At 36.4% G+C, this 17,751-nt stretch carries 16 protein-coding genes; 14 read left to right on the top strand and 2 right to left on the bottom strand.

What is annotated here, in order from left to right; genetic code table 11:
* Nucleotides 1-51 precede the first annotated feature (51 nt).
* Together DN408_RS31375 and DN408_RS12485 are read left to right on the top strand one after the other, a co-directional pair.
* Nucleotides 52-213, top strand: a complete 162-nt coding sequence (locus DN408_RS31375; RefSeq protein ID WP_179957894.1) for a hypothetical protein — start codon at nucleotides 52-54, stop codon at nucleotides 211-213.
* Nucleotides 214-322: 109 nt separating this feature from the next.
* The gene (locus DN408_RS12485) at nucleotides 323-1,228 is read left to right on the top strand and encodes an Rpn family recombination-promoting nuclease/putative transposase (protein WP_147740124.1); all 906 of its coding nucleotides are present in this window, start codon (nucleotides 323-325) and stop codon (nucleotides 1,226-1,228) included.
* A gap of 281 nt (nucleotides 1,229-1,509) precedes the next feature.
* On the opposite strand, the gene DN408_RS12480 is transcribed toward DN408_RS12485, so the two are convergent.
* Together DN408_RS12480 and DN408_RS12475 are read right to left on the bottom strand one after the other, a co-directional pair.
* On the bottom strand, nucleotides 1,510-2,076 hold the full coding sequence (locus tag DN408_RS12480; RefSeq protein WP_002139691.1) for a DUF2812 domain-containing protein: 567 nt from the start codon (nucleotides 2,074-2,076) through the stop codon (nucleotides 1,510-1,512).
* A complete protein-coding gene (locus DN408_RS12475; RefSeq protein ID WP_002139689.1) occupies nucleotides 2,063-2,380 on the bottom strand; it encodes a PadR family transcriptional regulator in 318 nt (105 codons plus the stop codon). The genes DN408_RS12480 and DN408_RS12475 overlap by 14 nt, the downstream gene beginning before the upstream one ends.
* Nucleotides 2,381-2,853: 473 nt before the next feature.
* Here DN408_RS12475 and DN408_RS12470 point away from each other — a divergent pair, with 473 nt between their 5' ends.
* The 12 genes from DN408_RS12470 (at nucleotide 2,854) to DN408_RS12410 (ending at nucleotide 17,381) form a co-directional block, all read left to right on the top strand.
* Nucleotides 2,854-3,042: a hypothetical protein gene (locus DN408_RS12470; protein WP_002139688.1), complete on the top strand. Its 189-nt coding sequence runs from the start codon at nucleotides 2,854-2,856 to the stop codon at nucleotides 3,040-3,042.
* A gap of 160 nt (nucleotides 3,043-3,202) precedes the next feature.
* On the top strand, nucleotides 3,203-3,619 hold the full coding sequence (locus tag DN408_RS12460; RefSeq protein ID WP_002166791.1) for a hypothetical protein: 417 nt from the start codon (nucleotides 3,203-3,205) through the stop codon (nucleotides 3,617-3,619).
* 66 nt (nucleotides 3,620-3,685) lie between these two features.
* Nucleotides 3,686-4,036 carry a PrgI family protein gene (locus DN408_RS12455; RefSeq protein ID WP_147740122.1) on the top strand — a complete coding sequence of 117 codons (351 nt, stop codon included), beginning with the start codon at nucleotides 3,686-3,688 and terminating at the stop codon, nucleotides 4,034-4,036.
* Nucleotides 4,037-4,951 (top strand): hypothetical protein, encoded by a 915-nt coding sequence (locus DN408_RS12450; RefSeq protein WP_147740121.1) that lies wholly within the window; start codon nucleotides 4,037-4,039, stop codon nucleotides 4,949-4,951. It begins immediately after the preceding gene.
* Nucleotides 4,952-4,953: 2 nt separating this feature from the next.
* Nucleotides 4,954-7,053, top strand: a complete 2,100-nt coding sequence (locus tag DN408_RS12445) for a VirB4 family type IV secretion system protein (RefSeq protein ID WP_147740120.1) — start codon at nucleotides 4,954-4,956, stop codon at nucleotides 7,051-7,053.
* Between the two features lie 30 nt (nucleotides 7,054-7,083).
* A complete protein-coding gene (locus DN408_RS12440) occupies nucleotides 7,084-11,478 on the top strand; it encodes a TrbL/VirB6 family protein (RefSeq protein ID WP_147740119.1) in 4,395 nt (1,464 codons plus the stop codon).
* Complete coding sequence (locus tag DN408_RS12435; protein ID WP_147740118.1) at nucleotides 11,475-13,685, top strand: lysozyme family protein; 2,211 nt, start codon at nucleotides 11,475-11,477, stop codon at nucleotides 13,683-13,685. The genes DN408_RS12440 and DN408_RS12435 overlap by 4 nt, the downstream gene beginning before the upstream one ends.
* Before the next feature lie 16 nt (nucleotides 13,686-13,701).
* Nucleotides 13,702-14,277 carry a hypothetical protein gene (locus tag DN408_RS12430; RefSeq protein ID WP_147740117.1) on the top strand — a complete coding sequence of 192 codons (576 nt, stop codon included), beginning with the start codon at nucleotides 13,702-13,704 and terminating at the stop codon, nucleotides 14,275-14,277.
* Nucleotides 14,278-14,443: 166 nt separating this feature from the next.
* Nucleotides 14,444-14,827: a hypothetical protein gene (locus tag DN408_RS12425; protein WP_147740116.1), complete on the top strand. Its 384-nt coding sequence runs from the start codon at nucleotides 14,444-14,446 to the stop codon at nucleotides 14,825-14,827.
* The gene (locus tag DN408_RS12420; protein WP_001996254.1) at nucleotides 14,818-15,123 is read left to right on the top strand and encodes a DUF2325 domain-containing protein; all 306 of its coding nucleotides are present in this window, start codon (nucleotides 14,818-14,820) and stop codon (nucleotides 15,121-15,123) included. The genes DN408_RS12425 and DN408_RS12420 overlap by 10 nt, the downstream gene beginning before the upstream one ends.
* Before the next feature lie 481 nt (nucleotides 15,124-15,604).
* Nucleotides 15,605-15,949 (top strand): MBL fold metallo-hydrolase, encoded by a 345-nt coding sequence (locus DN408_RS12415; protein WP_002166783.1) that lies wholly within the window; start codon nucleotides 15,605-15,607, stop codon nucleotides 15,947-15,949.
* Nucleotides 15,950-16,697: 748 nt separating this feature from the next.
* Nucleotides 16,698-17,381, top strand: a complete 684-nt coding sequence (locus DN408_RS12410) for a CPBP family intramembrane glutamic endopeptidase (RefSeq protein ID WP_147740115.1) — start codon at nucleotides 16,698-16,700, stop codon at nucleotides 17,379-17,381.
* Nucleotides 17,382-17,751 lie beyond the last annotated feature (370 nt).

The raw sequence follows: 17,751 nt of genomic DNA, 5'->3' as shown, positions 1-17,751 counted from the left end.
TATTATTTTAGCTAGGGGATTTTATATAAAAGAAAGGTGTGTATGAAGTATATGGATATTATGCAACAATTAATGGACGTAGACAAAAAAGCTAGGGAACAAGAAAGAAGGGAACTCATTCAACGATTTTATAATGAGGGAGTTTCTATCACGACAATTGCAAATGCGACAAATATGTGTGAAGAGGATATTTCATATATATTAAACAACTAGTAGCCATATTTGGTGAGGTGAATAGAAGGGGAAAAAGATAGAATAGTAATTCTATCTTTTTTTATGCCTGTAAATAAAATTTTTAAAAGTAGAAAGGTAGAGGGAAAATATGAGTGTATATGTAAAAAAGAATCTAGTGAATTTACGAATTGACTTTGCTTTTAAGCGCTTATTTGGTGTAGAAGGAAACGAAGACATATTAATTGGTTTTCTAAATGCGGTATTACAATCCTCTTTAGATGAAGAAATTATTTCTTTGCATTTAGATGATCCGCATCTTCCAAGGGAGCAAAAGGATGATAAATTATCTATTTTAGATTTGCGAGCTACCCTTAATAGTGGTATAAAATTAAATATAGAGATACAGGTTCGCGACAAAAAAGACATGATCGAGCGATCTTTGTTCTACTGGGCTGGCATGTATTATTCCCAAATGACTCAGGGGATGAAGTATACAGAATTAAGACCAACTATTTGTATTAATATAGTGGATTTCATTTTGTTTCCAGAAGAAGAAGACTTTCATAATGTCGGTGTAGTCATGAACAAAAAATCGGAGCACATAATTTCTGAGAATATGCAATTGCACTTTCTTGAGATTCCAAAAGTAATTCGAGAATGGCAAGAAGATCGAATGGATCCATGGGATGATATATTAGCACGTTGGCTACTATTATTTCCTGCATATGAAGATGAGAAATTAACTACAATCCTGGAGGGAATCGCGATGGAAAAAGATCCAGTTTTGAAAAAGGCAATAGAGGATTGGGAGCGTCTAAGTAGCGATAAGGATTTTTTACGCTTATATGAGGCGAGAGAAAAGGCAATAAAAGATAGAATATCTGAAATAGAAACAGCAGAAGAAAAAGCTGCAAAAAAAGCCGAAGAAGAGACTAGAATTGCAACTAAGATAGAGATAATTCACAATTTGATTAAAATGGGGTTGCCTATAGAACAAATTGCGAAAGCTGCTGATTTAAGTGTGGAAGAGGTTAATGAGATTTTACAAAAATAAAGAGTAGATATAAGTAAAAAAACAGGTGATTGTGATATACACACAATTACCTGTTTTTTATGTTCTTTTCTCATAAATCTGTATAAAGACAATAAAGTTATTTAACTTTAATACCTAAAACAAGCATAACCCCGTACTAAATTTAGGACGGGGTTAAAATATAGTTATTTAATTTTCGATATAAGATACTTCACTGTACTCAAAAATATAACAATAAAGTCGTTTGGAAATCTAAGGTTTATTCAACAATAGCGCCCGATTCTGGAAAAATTAAAAAACGTTTATTTTTCTTTTAACATTGAATACTTTCGATAAGCTTTATAGAAATTGATACCCAAAAAAACAAACAGAAGTGTGGAAGACAACTTCAAAAAGACAAATGGAGTTTCAAATAAAAATGCCTTCCAAAATAATGAACCTTTCATACTCCAAAGACCTTCATGATATAATCCCGAACCCTGGTAAAACATATAAGAATAAGCTAAACACAGCATAACCAACCAAAATGAATAATTCATTAATTTTTTATAATGATTATCCTTAGATTGGCGATCCGAGAAGATTTCATTTTGATCATCATCTTTTTTTTGCCAATACCGTATTCCACTAAGCCAGGGCCCCTTTATATAGTTCCAACCAAAATCCTCATATATTCCTTTGTATTCAACCAACTTTTTCTTAGGTAAATAATCTTGATAATCAAGTCGTATAATATATCTCTTGTCAGTTTCTTCGAAAGTGTATATTCCTAATCCACTAATATTTGTACAACGATAGCCTTTTTGTAATTGCTCGTTCAGCCATTGCTCCTCTTTTTCAATATCAAAAAACATCTTAAATTTCTTCATTGGATTCACTTCCTTCGTACAGGGATAAAATATGCAATAGCCTATTTTGTTCCATTTTCAAAATGGCGCTTCCTTCTGCAGTTATCATATAAACTTTTCTCCGACCTGACTCTCCAACAGGTTCAATCCAACCATGCTTATTCAAGTTTTCAATCGCACCGTATAATGTACCAGCTGCTAAAATAACAGTACTGTTACTTATCTTTTCTATCTTCTGCATTACGGCATAGCCATGGAGTGGCTCACGCAGAGCTAATAAAATATAATGCATGGTTTCAGACAATGGTAATAATTTATGTTTCATATCCTCACCTTCCATTCAGTTCAACTGTATAGTTCAACTTAATAATAACATAATGCAGTTCAACTGAATAGTCAACAACATTTTCAAAATTGGTCAAAGGAACTTAAAGTAATAGCTTGATAACAAGGGAAAAAATCAATCTAAAAAGTCACTTTCCTTACGTAAGGGAAAGTGACTTTTTATGTAGTCTTATTCAATTAAATGGCTCAATTGTTGAATAACATGACCAGCATTTTTTAAACAACTTTATTATGTTTTAAACGAATTTATTGTAAATTAAACAACTTTATTATCTCTGGACAAAATCAAAAGTATATTTCTTGGCTACAAACTTGAATACGCTATAATTAAAGTTAGATTTATTTTTTGAGGAGAAAGAGTAATTATATATTATACTTGTTAAGGGATTTTCTTTAGAATAAAACTCTTAAGTATGTAATTTTTACAACACTATACAGATGTTAGGGGTTATTATGAAAAAGAAAGAAGAAGAATATTATATACATGTGTTTACGCTAAAGGACAAAACTACAAAATCCATAAAAATAGAAACATGGCGTTCATTTAAAGAAGAAAAGAATGTTTTAGGTATTACGGACAGTGACATTTTCCAAATTCAAATGATCTTATACGATCCAAACAAAGACAATAAGCAAAAATAAAAGCAAGATGGCAGAAGAAATGTCTATCTTGCTTTTATTTTTGTTAAATATGTAAAGAAAGTCTTGTGTTTTAAAAATCGCATTGCTATAATATAGACGTAATAAGATTTTACAATAAAATAAAAAATTAATCAGTTCGCATATAAGAGAAGACCTCAATATGCGCCATGTCCTTAGGGGACGTGTGCGTGTATTGGGGTCTTTTTGCGTTTTGCGAACAAAAACACCCGGAGGTGCAGGAATTATGTTGAATTGGTTGTCTGCAAAACTTATGACAACATCAGTAGGAGATTTCTTACTGGCAAAAAGTAGTTTTACGAGTGGTATTGGAAAAGGTAGTGGTGCGAATGCCCAAACCGTTCAAAATAGCATGAATACCATTGTAAAAACATTGATTGGTTTTGGTGGTATTTGGGTAGTTGCTTGTGTTGTATTCGCAAGTATTAAACTATCAGGTGCACAAGGGAAAAACCCGGAAAACCGTACACAAGCTATGCTTGGTTTGGCTTGTGCGGCAATTGGAGGCTTTATCATGATCAAAGCGTACGACATCGCTTCTTGGGTTACAACAATCTAACATAAGAGTTTGTACAAGCTCTCCTCTATTTGGGGAGAGCTTCTCTTATACAAAGGAGGAAACAGAATGAGAAAAGTAACTGTTCCTGTTGATATGACTTCGGAACAAAAAACACTGTTAGGTGTGCTGAGCAAACGCCAATTGATTTATCTATTAGGTGGCGGGGCATCCCTTTATTTATATGTACCATTCTTATGGCGGCTATTTGCACCTATTGATGCGGTGGTAGCATTTTTTATTTGCTTAATTTTAGCACTACCAACGGTAGTAGGTGTAATAGCGTTTGCGTTTATTTATAAAGAAAAACAACACATGTATCTAGATAAGTTTTTACTTATCAAAATGCGTAGCCGTTCCGAAAAAGGGAAATGGAGAAAAGGATACGAGACAACTACATGGGTAAAGGAGAATCTATAGATGTTAGAGATGATATATTTTGCGGCGATAGCCATTGTGGGATTTTTCTTTTATCGAAAAATGAACGGGAAGCCGCTGTTTGGATTTAAGAAAAAGGGAAAGAAACAGGGGGGAGTAGAGCAGCATACTGCTGATAAAGGTGGAAAGAAAAACAAAAAGAATGCGCCTGCCGAATCGACAATTGATGAGGACAATGTAGACTTCTTTAGCAATTTTGTAGAGGACATTAAGGAAATTGACAATCATATGATTCGATATCATGATGACACATTTGTCCTAATCGCGGAAGCACATCCAGTAAACTATTACTTACTTTCCAACATGGAACAAGAAGCAATTGATATCAAAATTGAATCATGGTTAACAACATTAGAGTTTAATACAAAAGTATATATCCAAAGTAAATTTGTAGATTTAACAGATCCTGTACGAAAAATGACAGAAACGATGAAAGGTGCGAAGGACCTTACACCAGAGACAATACTATATGGTCAAGAAGTTATCGATAACTTAGAGTACTGGCAACGTTCACAGCCCCGATATGAGCAAAAACGTTATTTAATTTACCCATACAAGGTGGATATTAGTACGATTACAGCTGATACAGAGGAAGAATTGGAAGAAAAGATTGTAGATAAAGCGTTTAACGAATTATATCGTCGTTATAATGCTTCGCGAAATTTATTATCAAAAGCAAAAATTAATGTAGAAATGTTAACGAAAGATAAATTGATAGAACTCTTATACGTATCGTTTAATCGCCGTAAAGCTGTGAAAGCGCGTTTCCAAGATTTAATTGAAAATGAAAACTTCTCTCTGTATTCAACAGGTGAAACAAATGAGAGAAAACTAGAGTTAATAAAGAAAGTTCTAGCAGAAGAAAAAGCTGAAAAATCAAATAATGGGGTGGCGTGAATATGAAGTTGTTTGGAAAGAAGAAAAAAGAAAAAAAGAAATTAGAAGCAGAAGAGAAGGATGAATTGGAACTAGAGGAGGAAGAGCAGGAGCAAGAAGAGGTACCCACTCAATTAGATAATCAAACAACCGTGTTTGATGTCATTGCCCCAGAAGGCATGAAAATTGATGCAGAAGACTATGGGGTGATTAAGCAGTCTTTAGGAAGTAATACCTTCTTCCGTCCGTTTTATATTCCACGTGATGGATACCCTCGTATGATGCAAACCAATTGGTTGAACATGTTAACTTCAGCTGGGGAAGTCGATGTCATGATTGATATTCATAAAGAGCCAAAAGCGAAAGCGATGCGATCGTTAGATATGCAGCTAACGATGTTACGTTCAAACCTTTCTTTCCAACGCACAAGAGGAAACATTGACCAAGAAAAAGACTTAGATGCAAAAATTCAAGATACAAACAATTTAATGGATGAAATTCAATTTAATGAGAATGACTCCTATATGGTGAGTACGATGGCTGTTGCGTATGCAGAATCAAAGAAAGAATTAGACGTTTTATGTGAGTATCTTGAGGATGAAATGCAAGCATCACACTTTAAGATAGCAAGTACTTGGAATCGTGTGAAAAGTGGTTTGAAAGCGGTTATGCCACTAGGTGCACCAAACACTTTGCAAGATACATATCGAAATATCGATAGACGAGCCTTATGTACATTTGCACCGTTTGTGTCAGGATCCGGAAGATTTAATGGTGGTATACCAATAGGAAAGAACAAAATTACTGGGCAAATAGAATTTTTAAATTCGTTCGGGAATGCAGATTATCGCCCACCAAATTATAACATTGGTGTGACCGGGATTTCGGGTTCGGGAAAAAGTTTACTTTTAAAAATGAAATTAGCTCGTGAAACGTCACTTGCAGATACACATGCAATGATTATCGACCCAGAGGGAGAATTCGTAAAGATTACAAAACGTCTAGGCGGTATTAACTTAAATATTTCACCAGAAAGTAATATCATTATTAACCCTTGTGCAATCGCGGTAACAGAACTTCAGATTACAGATAAAGATGAAGAATTAGAAGCACTTGAACAATATGATAAGAAAGAACTCATAGAACGTGATGGCGTGAAGTATGTAAGATTCGTACCAATTTTAGAGAAAATTAATGAAATACTAGGATTCTTTGACATTATTATTCGCGGACAAGATTTTGATCAACCAGGATTAAATGTATTCCAACGTACGATGCTGGAAGATGCGATTCGCGAAGTGTTTGATAAACATGGCATTACTTCCCACCCTTCATCTTTATATACAGATGAAGTGAAAAAAATGGATGGACAATTAATTCAGTCTCAAGTGAGAAAGCCTGAGCCAGAGTTAAAAGAAATCTACGATGTAATAGTAGAACATCATGGGGACGATGTGAAAGCAGAAGAGTTAATTGCCGCGATTCGTCCGTTCTTACGTGATGGTTCAAAACCATTATTTGATGGACAAAGTCATTTTGGCCGTGGTGTGGAAACACAGTTAAATGAATCACGTGTTGTTAACTTTAATATTAGTCATTTAGAAGAAGGATTCTTAAAACCAATCGCCTTCCACGTTATCCTGAACTATATCTGGGAGCATTGGATTAAGAGCCCAGAACACGCTATCAAACGAAAAGTGTTATATGTGGATGAAATGTGGCAGTTTATCGACTATGAACAAACAGTTAACTTCTTAGAAAAAGTAGCACGCCGCTCTCGTAAGAGAAATGCAGGTATGTGTTGGGCAAGTCAGGACTTTGTTCGTATTTTAGAAAATGTAAAAGCACGTGGTATCTTGCAATCTACTTTCTCTTATTTCTTCTTAGAACAAAATAAGATTGATAAGAAAAAGATCCAGGAGAACTTTAACTTAACTGCTGGGGAGCTTGATATTATTCTCAACAACCCAGGTAAAGGAGAAGGAATCTTCCGTGTAGGGGATAGTTCAGTTTGGATTCAAACAGATCCATCAGACAAAGAAATGATGTTCATTGAATCGAATGAAGCAGTACTACAAGAGCTTTTAAATAATATGAAGAAAGTACAAGGGTATGCAGGGTAAAAGCGTACCTTTAAAAAGGAAGGTGAAATTATGCTTGAGAAAATAGTAGAGTGGGTCGGAGGCCTAATTATTGTTTTAGTAAAGGCTTTTCTTAGTCCGATTTATGCGACTTTGGACTCTCTTCCAGTCTTAGTGTTTGGGGGAAATGGGACAGAAGGAAAAGGGACAAATTTAGATTTCTTATTTTCGGGAGATTCTCTAACCAAAGTATTAGACACAGGTATGCCTGTCATGTTTAAGCTTGTTGCTTTTTGTGTCCTCATCAGTGTAGTGATTACGGCAGCAAAATATTCAGCGACAGCTATTAATCCGAATAATCGAACGGCATTAATAGATTATGCGAAAGATTTAATGATTATCTCGATTTGTCTTTGGCATTTGGATTACTTCTATACTCTTATATTTGATATCAATTCGTGGGTAATAGTAGAGTTCAGAGACGCTATCAATGGAGTAAGTGGTGGGAATTTTGACCCGGATAAGGGTACTAAATTTCTACAGCCTGGATTTGGTGGGGCTGGACTTACAATTACTGAGCTGAGTCTGAAAGGTCATGAAAATGACTATATGTTTATTATATTTGGCTTGTTTATAGAAGCTGGTCTCATCGTTTGGGCAAACTTTTACTATTTAATGCGTGCGGTGTCACTATATGTCTTAATGTTAATGGGTCCTTTAATGGTAGGAATGTGGCTATTCCCACAAAAGAAACAACAGACATTATATTGGATACGTGAATTTATGGGGGCAGTGTTCATACAAGCGATTCATGCGATTACCTTATGGCTCATTATTTCTTTAATTGGAGCAGCAAATAGTCCGTTACTCAAATTAATGTTACTTGCTATGTTTATCCCAATAGGTGAGATTGTAAAAAGTTTTATTGGTCTTAGTACCAATGCATCAGGTGGTATTCATAAAGCGGGTACGATGATGGGTATGGGGGCTTTAGCAAGTGTGGCTGGGCTGGTTAAAGGTGTTCGTGATGACTACCGTAATTCGAAAGCGAAACCTAATGATAAAGAGAATAATAAAGAAGAGACAAAAGAAGATGCTGACAATCCCAAAAATGCATTAGGAGCAAATTTAGGGACAGATCTAGGTACAACATCTCGTGCAGCTCGCATGTTAAAAGCAGGGCAAATCGGAAGTTCAATTGGTAAAGCGGCTGGTGGACTTGCAGGTATGGCAACAGGAGCTGGGCTTGGACCAGAAGGAATGGCAATAGGGACATTGGCTGGCAGTAAAGCGGGCGGATTTACTGGTGCGGTTGCTGGAAGATCTGCTGCTACAGTAGGCGAAGGAGCTGTAGCCTTAGGAAAACATATTGGTTCAAGTGTGAAGAAGGGTACAGATACTTATAATGGGTTAAATAGTGAATCTTATCCAGAACTAACGGATGAAGATATTGCACAGGATTTAGCTACAAAAGATTTTGAATCTTGGAAAGCGGATAATCCTGATTCAGCAGTTACGAGTCGATTAAAACAAGCATTTCCTGGTGCTTCCGATGCAGAAATTGCTAAGAAGGTAGCGAAAACCAATAGTGATCAAATGTCTCACTTTAAAAATCAGCGTAAACAAGATTTTCAGAATATGAAGAAAAACGCCACACCATATGGAAACGCTAGAGATTTAGTCAATGCTGCGACTAACGCATTCCAAAAGGGATATGAGGCAGATCATAAAGACGCGTTTATGAGTCAACTGCCAGAAAATATGTCGGCGGAAGAAAAAGAGAAAAAATGGAACGGCCATCTTAATTCAAAAGTACAAGGGTTTAGAAATCATGCAGAACAAGCGGCAATAAAAGCGGGGGCTATGCCTGTTGATACATTGGCTTCTCAACTTGCACTTGGAAAAGCAGTTGAAGGGGTAAAGGGAGAAACACTAGAGGGTGGTCATCAAAACATGGGACAAGTAGACTCTCTTGTTGGGGCGTCCACTGCTGCATTTAAAAAGGCGTATGCTGCAGATCATAAGGCTGGATTTATGAAGCAATTTTCTGCAGGTGTACCACAACAAGAAAAAGAGGCGGCATGGAACAAGCATCTGAGTCAGGAAGTCCAAGGATTTAAAAATCATGCACAGAAAGCTGCCGAACAAGCAGGGATTGTACAACAAAAAGATGGGACTAGCTATGCCAATAAGGAAGCTTTTGCTTCTCAGTTATCACAACAATTACAAAGCAATCAAAATAAGCAAGGAAATAACTTGTTTGATAAGTCCTATGTGAATAAAGATGCTTTCGCTTCTCAACTTGCATTAGGAAAAGTCGGAAAAGCAGTTGAGGATGTAAAAGGAGAAACGTTAGAGAGTGGCCATAAAAATATGGGACAGGTTGGTGCTCTTGTAGGTGCTTCAACCGCTGCGTTTAAGAAAGCATATAGTGCAGATCATAAGGCTGGTTTTATCAAGCAATTGCCTGCGAATTTACCACAACAAGAAAAAGAAGCGGCATGGAACAAGCATTTAGGCCATACAGTACAAGGGTTCGAAAATCATGCACAAAGAGCTGCGGAGCAAGCAGGTATTGTTCAGCAAAAAGATGGAATAAAATTTGCGAATAAGGAAGCATTTGCTTCTCAGTTATCACAACAGTTACAAAATAATCCAAACTTAAATGCAATGGGTGTATCCAGTACTGCGGGCATTCAAAAGGCAGTTAATGGCGTGAAAACACATGGTTTGACAAGTGGATATGGAAGCCAGAATGCAAAACAAGTAAGTAATGTTGGGAACTTGGTACAAGCTTCTACGGAATCCTTTAAACAAGGGTATGCAGGAGAGAACAGGGCAAACTTTATGAAAAACTTGTCTCCAACCATGGCTCAACCGCAAAAAGAGCAAGCTTGGCAGACACATCTAAACCAAAAAGGAAGTGAATTTAAAGCAGTAGCCCAGCAAGCAGCAGTACAAACTGGAGCGATGCCAGTGCAAGCAAAAGATACGAGTGGTAAGAGTCTACATGCCCAGTCGTATATCAATAAGGATGCTTTTGCTTCGCAATTAACGAAAGGTTTACAGAGTCATGCAACCCTTGGGACAGTGAGCCAACAAGTAAGCTCTGGGATTACAAGTTCTATTCAAGGAGTTAGATCACACGGTGTTGCTGCAGGTGGTGCAATCAATAAAGCTGTGTATGCAGCTACACAAACGCAAGCGAGTATGGCGAGTGCAGGAAATCTTTCCGTTTCTGAAATTCAACGTTCTTATGCAGATGCGTCTGCAGGTGTAGCAAGTATTGCACAAAGTGCTGGCAAAATGTCTATCCCAACTTCAGCTGTGGGACGTATGACACAGCAAAGTACGAAGGTTGGCATGAGTGTGATGGAAGGTGTCAAACATTTTATGCCTACAAATGCACTAGAGAATGTTTCAAAAGCATACTTTAATGCGTCAGATGCTGTTCAGCAGGCAGGAGGGAATGCAGTACAAAAAGCGATAAGTGGAAGTGCAGCCGCTGTTCATACTTCATTAGGAGGTAACGCGGCAGAACGCCATTACAACGTTACAAAAGGATTAAGCTATGCTGCTGGTGTGATTGGTGGCGCAGGTGCTTACCAAGCAGCTGCACGTACGGTAAGTAAATATAACCCGTACAATAAAGCAGTTCAAACTGAAGCAAAAGAGATTCAGGAGATTCAGAGAATGGTACCAACGACAACAGACCATACAGGAACGCAATCTGTTGCCAAAGGGGCTGTACGTTTAGTTACGACGAATAACAAGTCATGGATTGAAGCAAAAGATTCCAGTGGGATGACACAAGTTGTATCTCGTTATGGTAGTGGAGATAGCAGTATTCGTTCCGGACAAATGGTATATCAAGATTTAAATATTGCAGACGGGCAGTTGACACAGTACCGAAATGGTATGAAAGCTTCTCCAGCATATATACAAGATTCAAGTGGTGGGAAAATTAGTATAAATCGCTCGATTAATGCAAATCCAAATCAATTGGTAGGAAATCAAAATCCAAGACCAATACAACAAAAACCAGTAATGAGCGAACCGCCAATCACTGTGAATCATAAAGTAGACAATGGGAATTTCTACATGTCCGATTTAGACCAGGGTGGATATAATAATGTACAAATGGTCGTAGAAAGAGACCGTAGTTATATGGTGGCTACTACAACAGATGGTACGGTCTCACGTATCTCACCATTCGGAAAAGGAGATACACGTTTACAAACAAACCAAAGAATTGAAAGAAATTGTGAAGTAAAAGATAGTAGCATTAAACCAAGAGAAGAAATTTTGGTTACACACACACAAGACGAAACCGTACGTGCAGAGACACAACTGAATTTATCAGAACATGACCCGCAAAATCTGATTCCATTTGCGCCAAACCCACGTTTAGCACAGCGAAAAAGACGGAATGATGAGCATGGAAAGTATGGTGTGACAAGTCTATGAGTCAGAACCCAAACGATCCAAATGAACAGAAAAAAAGCAATCCCTTAAAAGATGTAGCGTCTCACTTTATCAAGAAAAAAGGGATGCAAGCTCGCGGGAAAATGGCAAAATTGGCAGGAAAAGCAGGAAGGGCGGCAGCGAAAGCTGCTGCCAAACTGCTAAAAAAGGCAACACTTAAAATTGTAGGGTCAATATTAGCCGCGGTTGGATTACCTGCAGCTATCATTATGTCGCTGATTATTGTGGTGTGTGTCATTTTAGCATCATTTGTACCGTTTACAAAAGATGAAAGTAAAACAGAAGAACAAGTAAAAAAGTATATGGAAGTTTCAATGGCTCTAAATGTGGATTGGAAAGAGATCGTTGCTTTTGACATGGCACGGTATGATAATGATCTCACCGGTAAAGATCCACATGATGCGATTTCATATTTTTTGGATATCCAATATGAAGAATATACGGAAAAAGAGGTATGCGAGGCAGGACCAAACGGTCCTTGTGAAAAAAAGAAAAAGGAGATGCAAAAAACAAAATCTGAGAGTTACTCCGGACCAGATGTAAAAAAGATTTTAGGAGATACAGATTTTAAGAAAAAAATAGATGAAATTAATGCTAGTGGTAGTAAAAAGGTGACAACCTCTTCTCATGGGCTAGAGAAAGCGATGGAACTTGCAAAATTTAGTGAGAGTCAAAAAAATCGTGCGCGTGAGATATTAGCTGCAGGGATGTTAGAGGGAATGTATGGACATCTAGCCCCAACTGGTGGATTTATCGGGGGCATGTGCGTAGGTTCTGTTAGTCCTGGTGGAGAGCCTGTTAATATCAATGAAAAAGTAACAGGTTATCTTCCCAAAATTAAAGAGATGGCAGAAAAACATGGTGTTGCTCAATATGTTGGTATTCTGGCAGCTCAAATGATGCAGGAATCAGCTGGAGCAGGAAATGACCCGATGCAAGCATCAGAGGGACATTATGGAGACTTGAGTCCATCTTGTATAGGTGTAAAAGGAAATGCTCGAATGGGGTGTATTACAGATCCGAATATTTCTATTGAAGCAGGAGTACAGGAATTTAAAGATGTGCTAGGACAAGCGAATGGTGACGTCGCTCTCGCCTTACAGTCATATAATTTTGGGAGTGGTTTTATTAGCTATGCATTAGCAAAAGGTGGTTATTCAGAGGAAACTGCCATTGAATTCTCAAGAAGTAAGGCACATTTAAATCCGGGTGGTTGTTCTGACCCTAATAACTTCCGAACCAAAGTGGGAGCGTGTTATGGGGATTACACGTACGTTACCAAAGTTTTGAAATTTTACAAAGATTTAGGTTGTGTAGCGTCCGGGGATGGAGAATGGGTGTCTGATAAAGGTTGGAAATGGCCAACGAAATCAGGGCGTATTACAGATACGTTTGATGCGGTTCGTGGTGGAAAACAACATAACGCTGTAGATATTGGGGCCATGACCGCCGGAAAAGCTGGAGACCCTGTGTGGTCGATGGAAGTTGGTATTGTAACGAACCAAACAGGAAATGTAAATGGTGGTGGTTTAGGTGTTTATGTAGACCATGGAAATGGCATTGTATCTCGCTACTTACACTTGAGTAAAATATCAGTTGCACCAGGAACCATGGTAACAAAAGGACAAATCATTGGGGAGATGGGCGGTTCTAACTATAATAAAGATACAGGTTTACTTAATATGAATGGATACGCTGTCCATTTAGACTTCCAGGTTCGTATTAACGACCAACCAACAGATCCAATGAAATTCTTTAAGAAAAATGATGATCCGGGATTATCATCAGGCGGTTCTCCTGTTATGACGAATGACAAAAGACAAAAGGTACTAGCAGAAGCGAAAAAATGGCTTGGGCAAGGAAAAGTTAGATATGTATTAGGGGATCGTAATCCACCAGGCGGCACTTCAGATTGCTCAGGATTTACGCAGTATGTCTTTAGAACAAGTATAGGTGTGCAACTTGGAGAGTGGACAGGTGCTCAAGTTGGACAAGGTAAACAAGTACCAGACATCAATCATGCACAACCAGGAGACCTCATCTTCTATGAAAACCCAGGACACGTTGCAATTTATATGGGGAACCAGAAAATGATTCATATTGGTGATGATAAGGGTGTACAAATTACAGGTCTAAACTATACGGCAAGAGGACAACATATGACTCAAATCCGTAATGTTATAGACTGATAAGGGATGAGAGAAGATGAAGAAAGTAATCAATATTTTGTCCAATATGCCTCGTAAGTACTTGGTGGTATTGGGGGTCATAGTTTTAGTGCTAGGTGTAGCTACCTATAATACCATTCATCGTTACATGATGAAATCACAAGTACAAGAGGAAGAACAAGTAAATCAAGATGAAATAGAGATGCTTGGAGATAAGCCAAAGGGATTTGATACAAAAGAAGAGGAATATATCGCGAAAACAAGAACAGTAGAAGACTTACTGCGAAAAATATCTTCCAGTAGTTATGATGTACCGTATTTGTTTACAAAAGCTGGATTTGGTATTGAGCCAATGAAAATGACAAGTAATGAGCGCATGCTTGCTACAGAAGCTGTACAACGATATTTCCTGCATGGAGATAAATTCTATAATGCTCGTATTACAAAAATAGAACGCGGAAAAAAAGTAGATACGTACCACATTGAAGTTCAAATTCAACAAGTGAATTTCCTTGAACCACGTCAATTTAAAGTGCAAGTAAATCAATATGCACAAATTGTAACACCAATTGAACAAATTCCGCACGGGCAAGAAGAAGTACCAGTGGATTAAGACGGAAATGAGGGTTGTGGAAGAAAAAACACAACCCTTTCTAAAAAAATAAAGAGTACCCTAAAAATATTTATTGAATATTCATAATTTTCTGATATAATAAAACCATAGCTAAATGAAATCTATATATATAACTGATTTGAAATAGATATGGAGGAAAGAAAAAATGAGAATGTTATTTGGAACAGCAGCAAACTTTTTTGCGGGATATTCTTCCGGAAGAGGATCAGGTTTTTTAGGTACATTATTTGGATGGACTTTACTTGTGGGTGGTGGATATTTGTTAGTTTCGCACTGGGACAGTATCACGGTTTGGATGCATAGTTTAAATATAGTGCGAGGATTAGACGGTTATGAAGACATGAGCAATGGGTTCATCTTTGTATGCTTGGTAGTAAGTGCTTTTATCTTTATGCTGTTGTTACCTATTTTCGCAATTGTATTGATAGTAGGTTTAATATTCATGAATATTGTAGTTTGTACGCTTGTATTGTTAACAACACCAAGTACATACATAAAAAAGAAAAATGAGGAGAGTGAATGGGAATGAGTACAATTTTAGTTTTAGGTGGGTCAAATGGTAGAACGTTAGAAAAACTAGCGAAAAAAAGAGATTGTCAGGTGATTTTTCATGACGGAAAGAATCATGGTGGCGTGAAGAAGACTTTTCGTAGTGTCATTAAAAAATGTGATGTCATTGTCGTACAGAAAGGTGCATGTGGCCATGTTTCTATTGATGTAGCAAAGGAATACGCAAAGAAGTATGATGTTCCACTTTTGTTTAATCAAGGTTTTGGTGGAACGGGTGCGTTAGAAATAGGTTTAAAGCACCTGCAGGCAGCGTGAGATTAATAGGAAAAGAATATTTCGGATTATAAATCATATAATTTTTATATAAAGATAATAATTCGAAAGGTTTTAATAATATACAATTTAAATTTCATTCAGGATAGGGATTCAGTATAACCAAAAGTAATAAATAAAAGAGAAAATCCCTGCGGGGACAGGGACTTTTTAGGAGAGATATTTTTGTCGTACAATGTCGAAATTTGGCGGATTCGACGAATTAATATTATCACGAATTTTCAAGTAATTGCGGTGGCTGATGTGTCAAAACTGTGTACGCTTTTCATATAAAAGCGTTATTTGTGTACAAGAATCTTTACAATTATACGCAAAAACGGCAGGGAACCGATTAAGGCACCTGCTACGTTCTTGTACGGATTGAAGGAGCACTCACCGATTTGAGAGAATGCCGCCGGTGGGAAGTCGGCTCACAAGTAGTATGTGTAATAAAAAAAAGATTATTCGAAAAGGGGAATAAGGAATGAAAGAGTACGATTCATTTGAAAATGTTCGTGATGCATTACGTTGTTTAAATGAGTATTTTACAAATCCATTTGATAAATATATTTACTTAGTTATTGATAAACAAGAAGGCGAAGCAGCGATAACAGATGATCCATCTGATGTGATTAAACAATGGATAGTTGATTATGAATACGATTTAAGTTGTGTTGAGTATTTCGAAGTTTATGAGTACAGAAAAATAGAAGATGATTCGGATTGGTTGGGACGTTTTAATAATTGGAAAAGCAGTTGTATTAAAGGGTATATCAGAACAAAGAGTAATGTGAGTGCCGATTTTGAGTTATCGGTAAGTGTTATTTAAACAAAATAGTTATTTGGGATAGATTAGTAGCTGAAATGCTAGATATCTAGCATTTCAGCGGGATGTTTATCCATTTTTATTACGGGAGTTTTTCAACTTGCTATTAGAAGAAATAACTCCGCAAAATATAGCAATAAAAATTGCAGCCCAAGTTCCCATGGACATAGAGATCCCTCCTAGTAATAAAATGAACTACTTCTATATTTTAACATTATTAAATGTCTTATTGTTAATAAATTGAAATATTACACAAATGAGATGTTATAAAACTAAACAAAATCCTTATTTAAATAGAAAATGACAGCTGAAATGTCAAGGACGTATCAGCTGTCATTGGAATAGATATTAACTTTTATTATTAGGTTTTTTAGTTGGCATTTTTGCTCTTATTTCTAGAAGAGATTGTACCAAATATTGCTCCAGACATTGCTCCAATTAAAGTCATAAAAATTGCACTCCATGCTGCAAATGACATAATTACACCTCCTAATAATAAATTGTTGTAACTATATATTTTATTATATCTAAATTAACGAATGTAAGGTAGGGAAAAGGTTAGAAAACTAAACAAAATCGTTATTTGATAACAAATGAAAAGAGCACACATATATGCATGCTCTTTGAAAGGTAAGAATCTTATGAGTGGAGAGTCTCCATACAATAACATATGCTTGTCTATTTTAAAGGTGAAAAGATTTTTAACAAAAACGCTATTTTAGAGAAAAAGGTAAAGGATGAATCCAAGAATATGAATAATAGTAATATATACAAATCAGGTTATGTCATTCTTATTTACTTTGTTATGACTCAATTTGTAGGAATTATAGGAGTACAATTACTGGCTAAGACAGGTTGGTATGATATTCAGAGGAATCAGCAACAAGCGATTCAAGAGATCCTTGTACATTGGGAGTTAATAGGGTTTCTGCTTACACTAGGAATCATATTTCTTGTATATAAGAAAGAACGGATTAAAGAACCTAGGCTATCAATCAAATTATCGAAAGCCACATGGGGGTGGATTCTTGCTGGAATCGTATTCGTTTTTCTTGCACAGATGATTGGTAGCTTTTTAGATAAAAGTTTATTCCAGTTATCTACGCAATCAGAAAATACATCTAGCACAGTCGCAGCTGCAGTGATATCACCAATTGCGATTGTATCAATTGTAATTCTTGCCCCATTAGTAGAGGAATTGGTATTTCGATATGCAACCATGAATATTTTAATGAAGAAGTTTAAAGAAACAGGGAGTATCGTAATCAGTGCATTGTTCTTTGCAATTATGCATTTTGATTTCCCATTTATCTTTGGGTATTTCTGTATTGGGGTTGTATTAGCCTTCGTATATAAACGTTCAAATCAATTATTAGTTTCTTATATTGTTCACGCAGTGATGAACTTCAGTGTACTGATGTTGCAAATAATCTAAATAGGAGTAAATAAAAAGACATGTTGGATAAAACAGCACGTCTTTTTATTTAGGGGTATCGCTACATGCCCATCAACTTAAGAATTCAGAATTACCCTAAAACGAAATTTTAGCTTGATGGGCACGGGGCGGTACACCTTTAATTAATTTCATTAATAATGAATTTTTATATAGGGGTATCGCTACATGCCTTAAGAATTCAGAATTACCCTAAAACGAAATTTTAGCTTGATGGGCACGGGGCGGTACACCTTTAATTAATTTCATTAATAATAAAATTAAAGAATCTTTATAGCGATATTTAATGGTAATATACTAATATAAAGTTTTTTAGAAAATATCATAATAATTTATTATTAGTTATTTTATT

The organism is Bacillus sp. AR13-1, assembly GCF_008042285.1.
Taxonomy (GTDB): domain Bacteria; phylum Bacillota; class Bacilli; order Bacillales; family Bacillaceae_G; genus Bacillus_A; species Bacillus_A mycoides.
The sequence above is the reverse complement of the archived record's forward strand: the minus strand, read 5'-3'. Positions and strand labels throughout refer to the sequence as shown.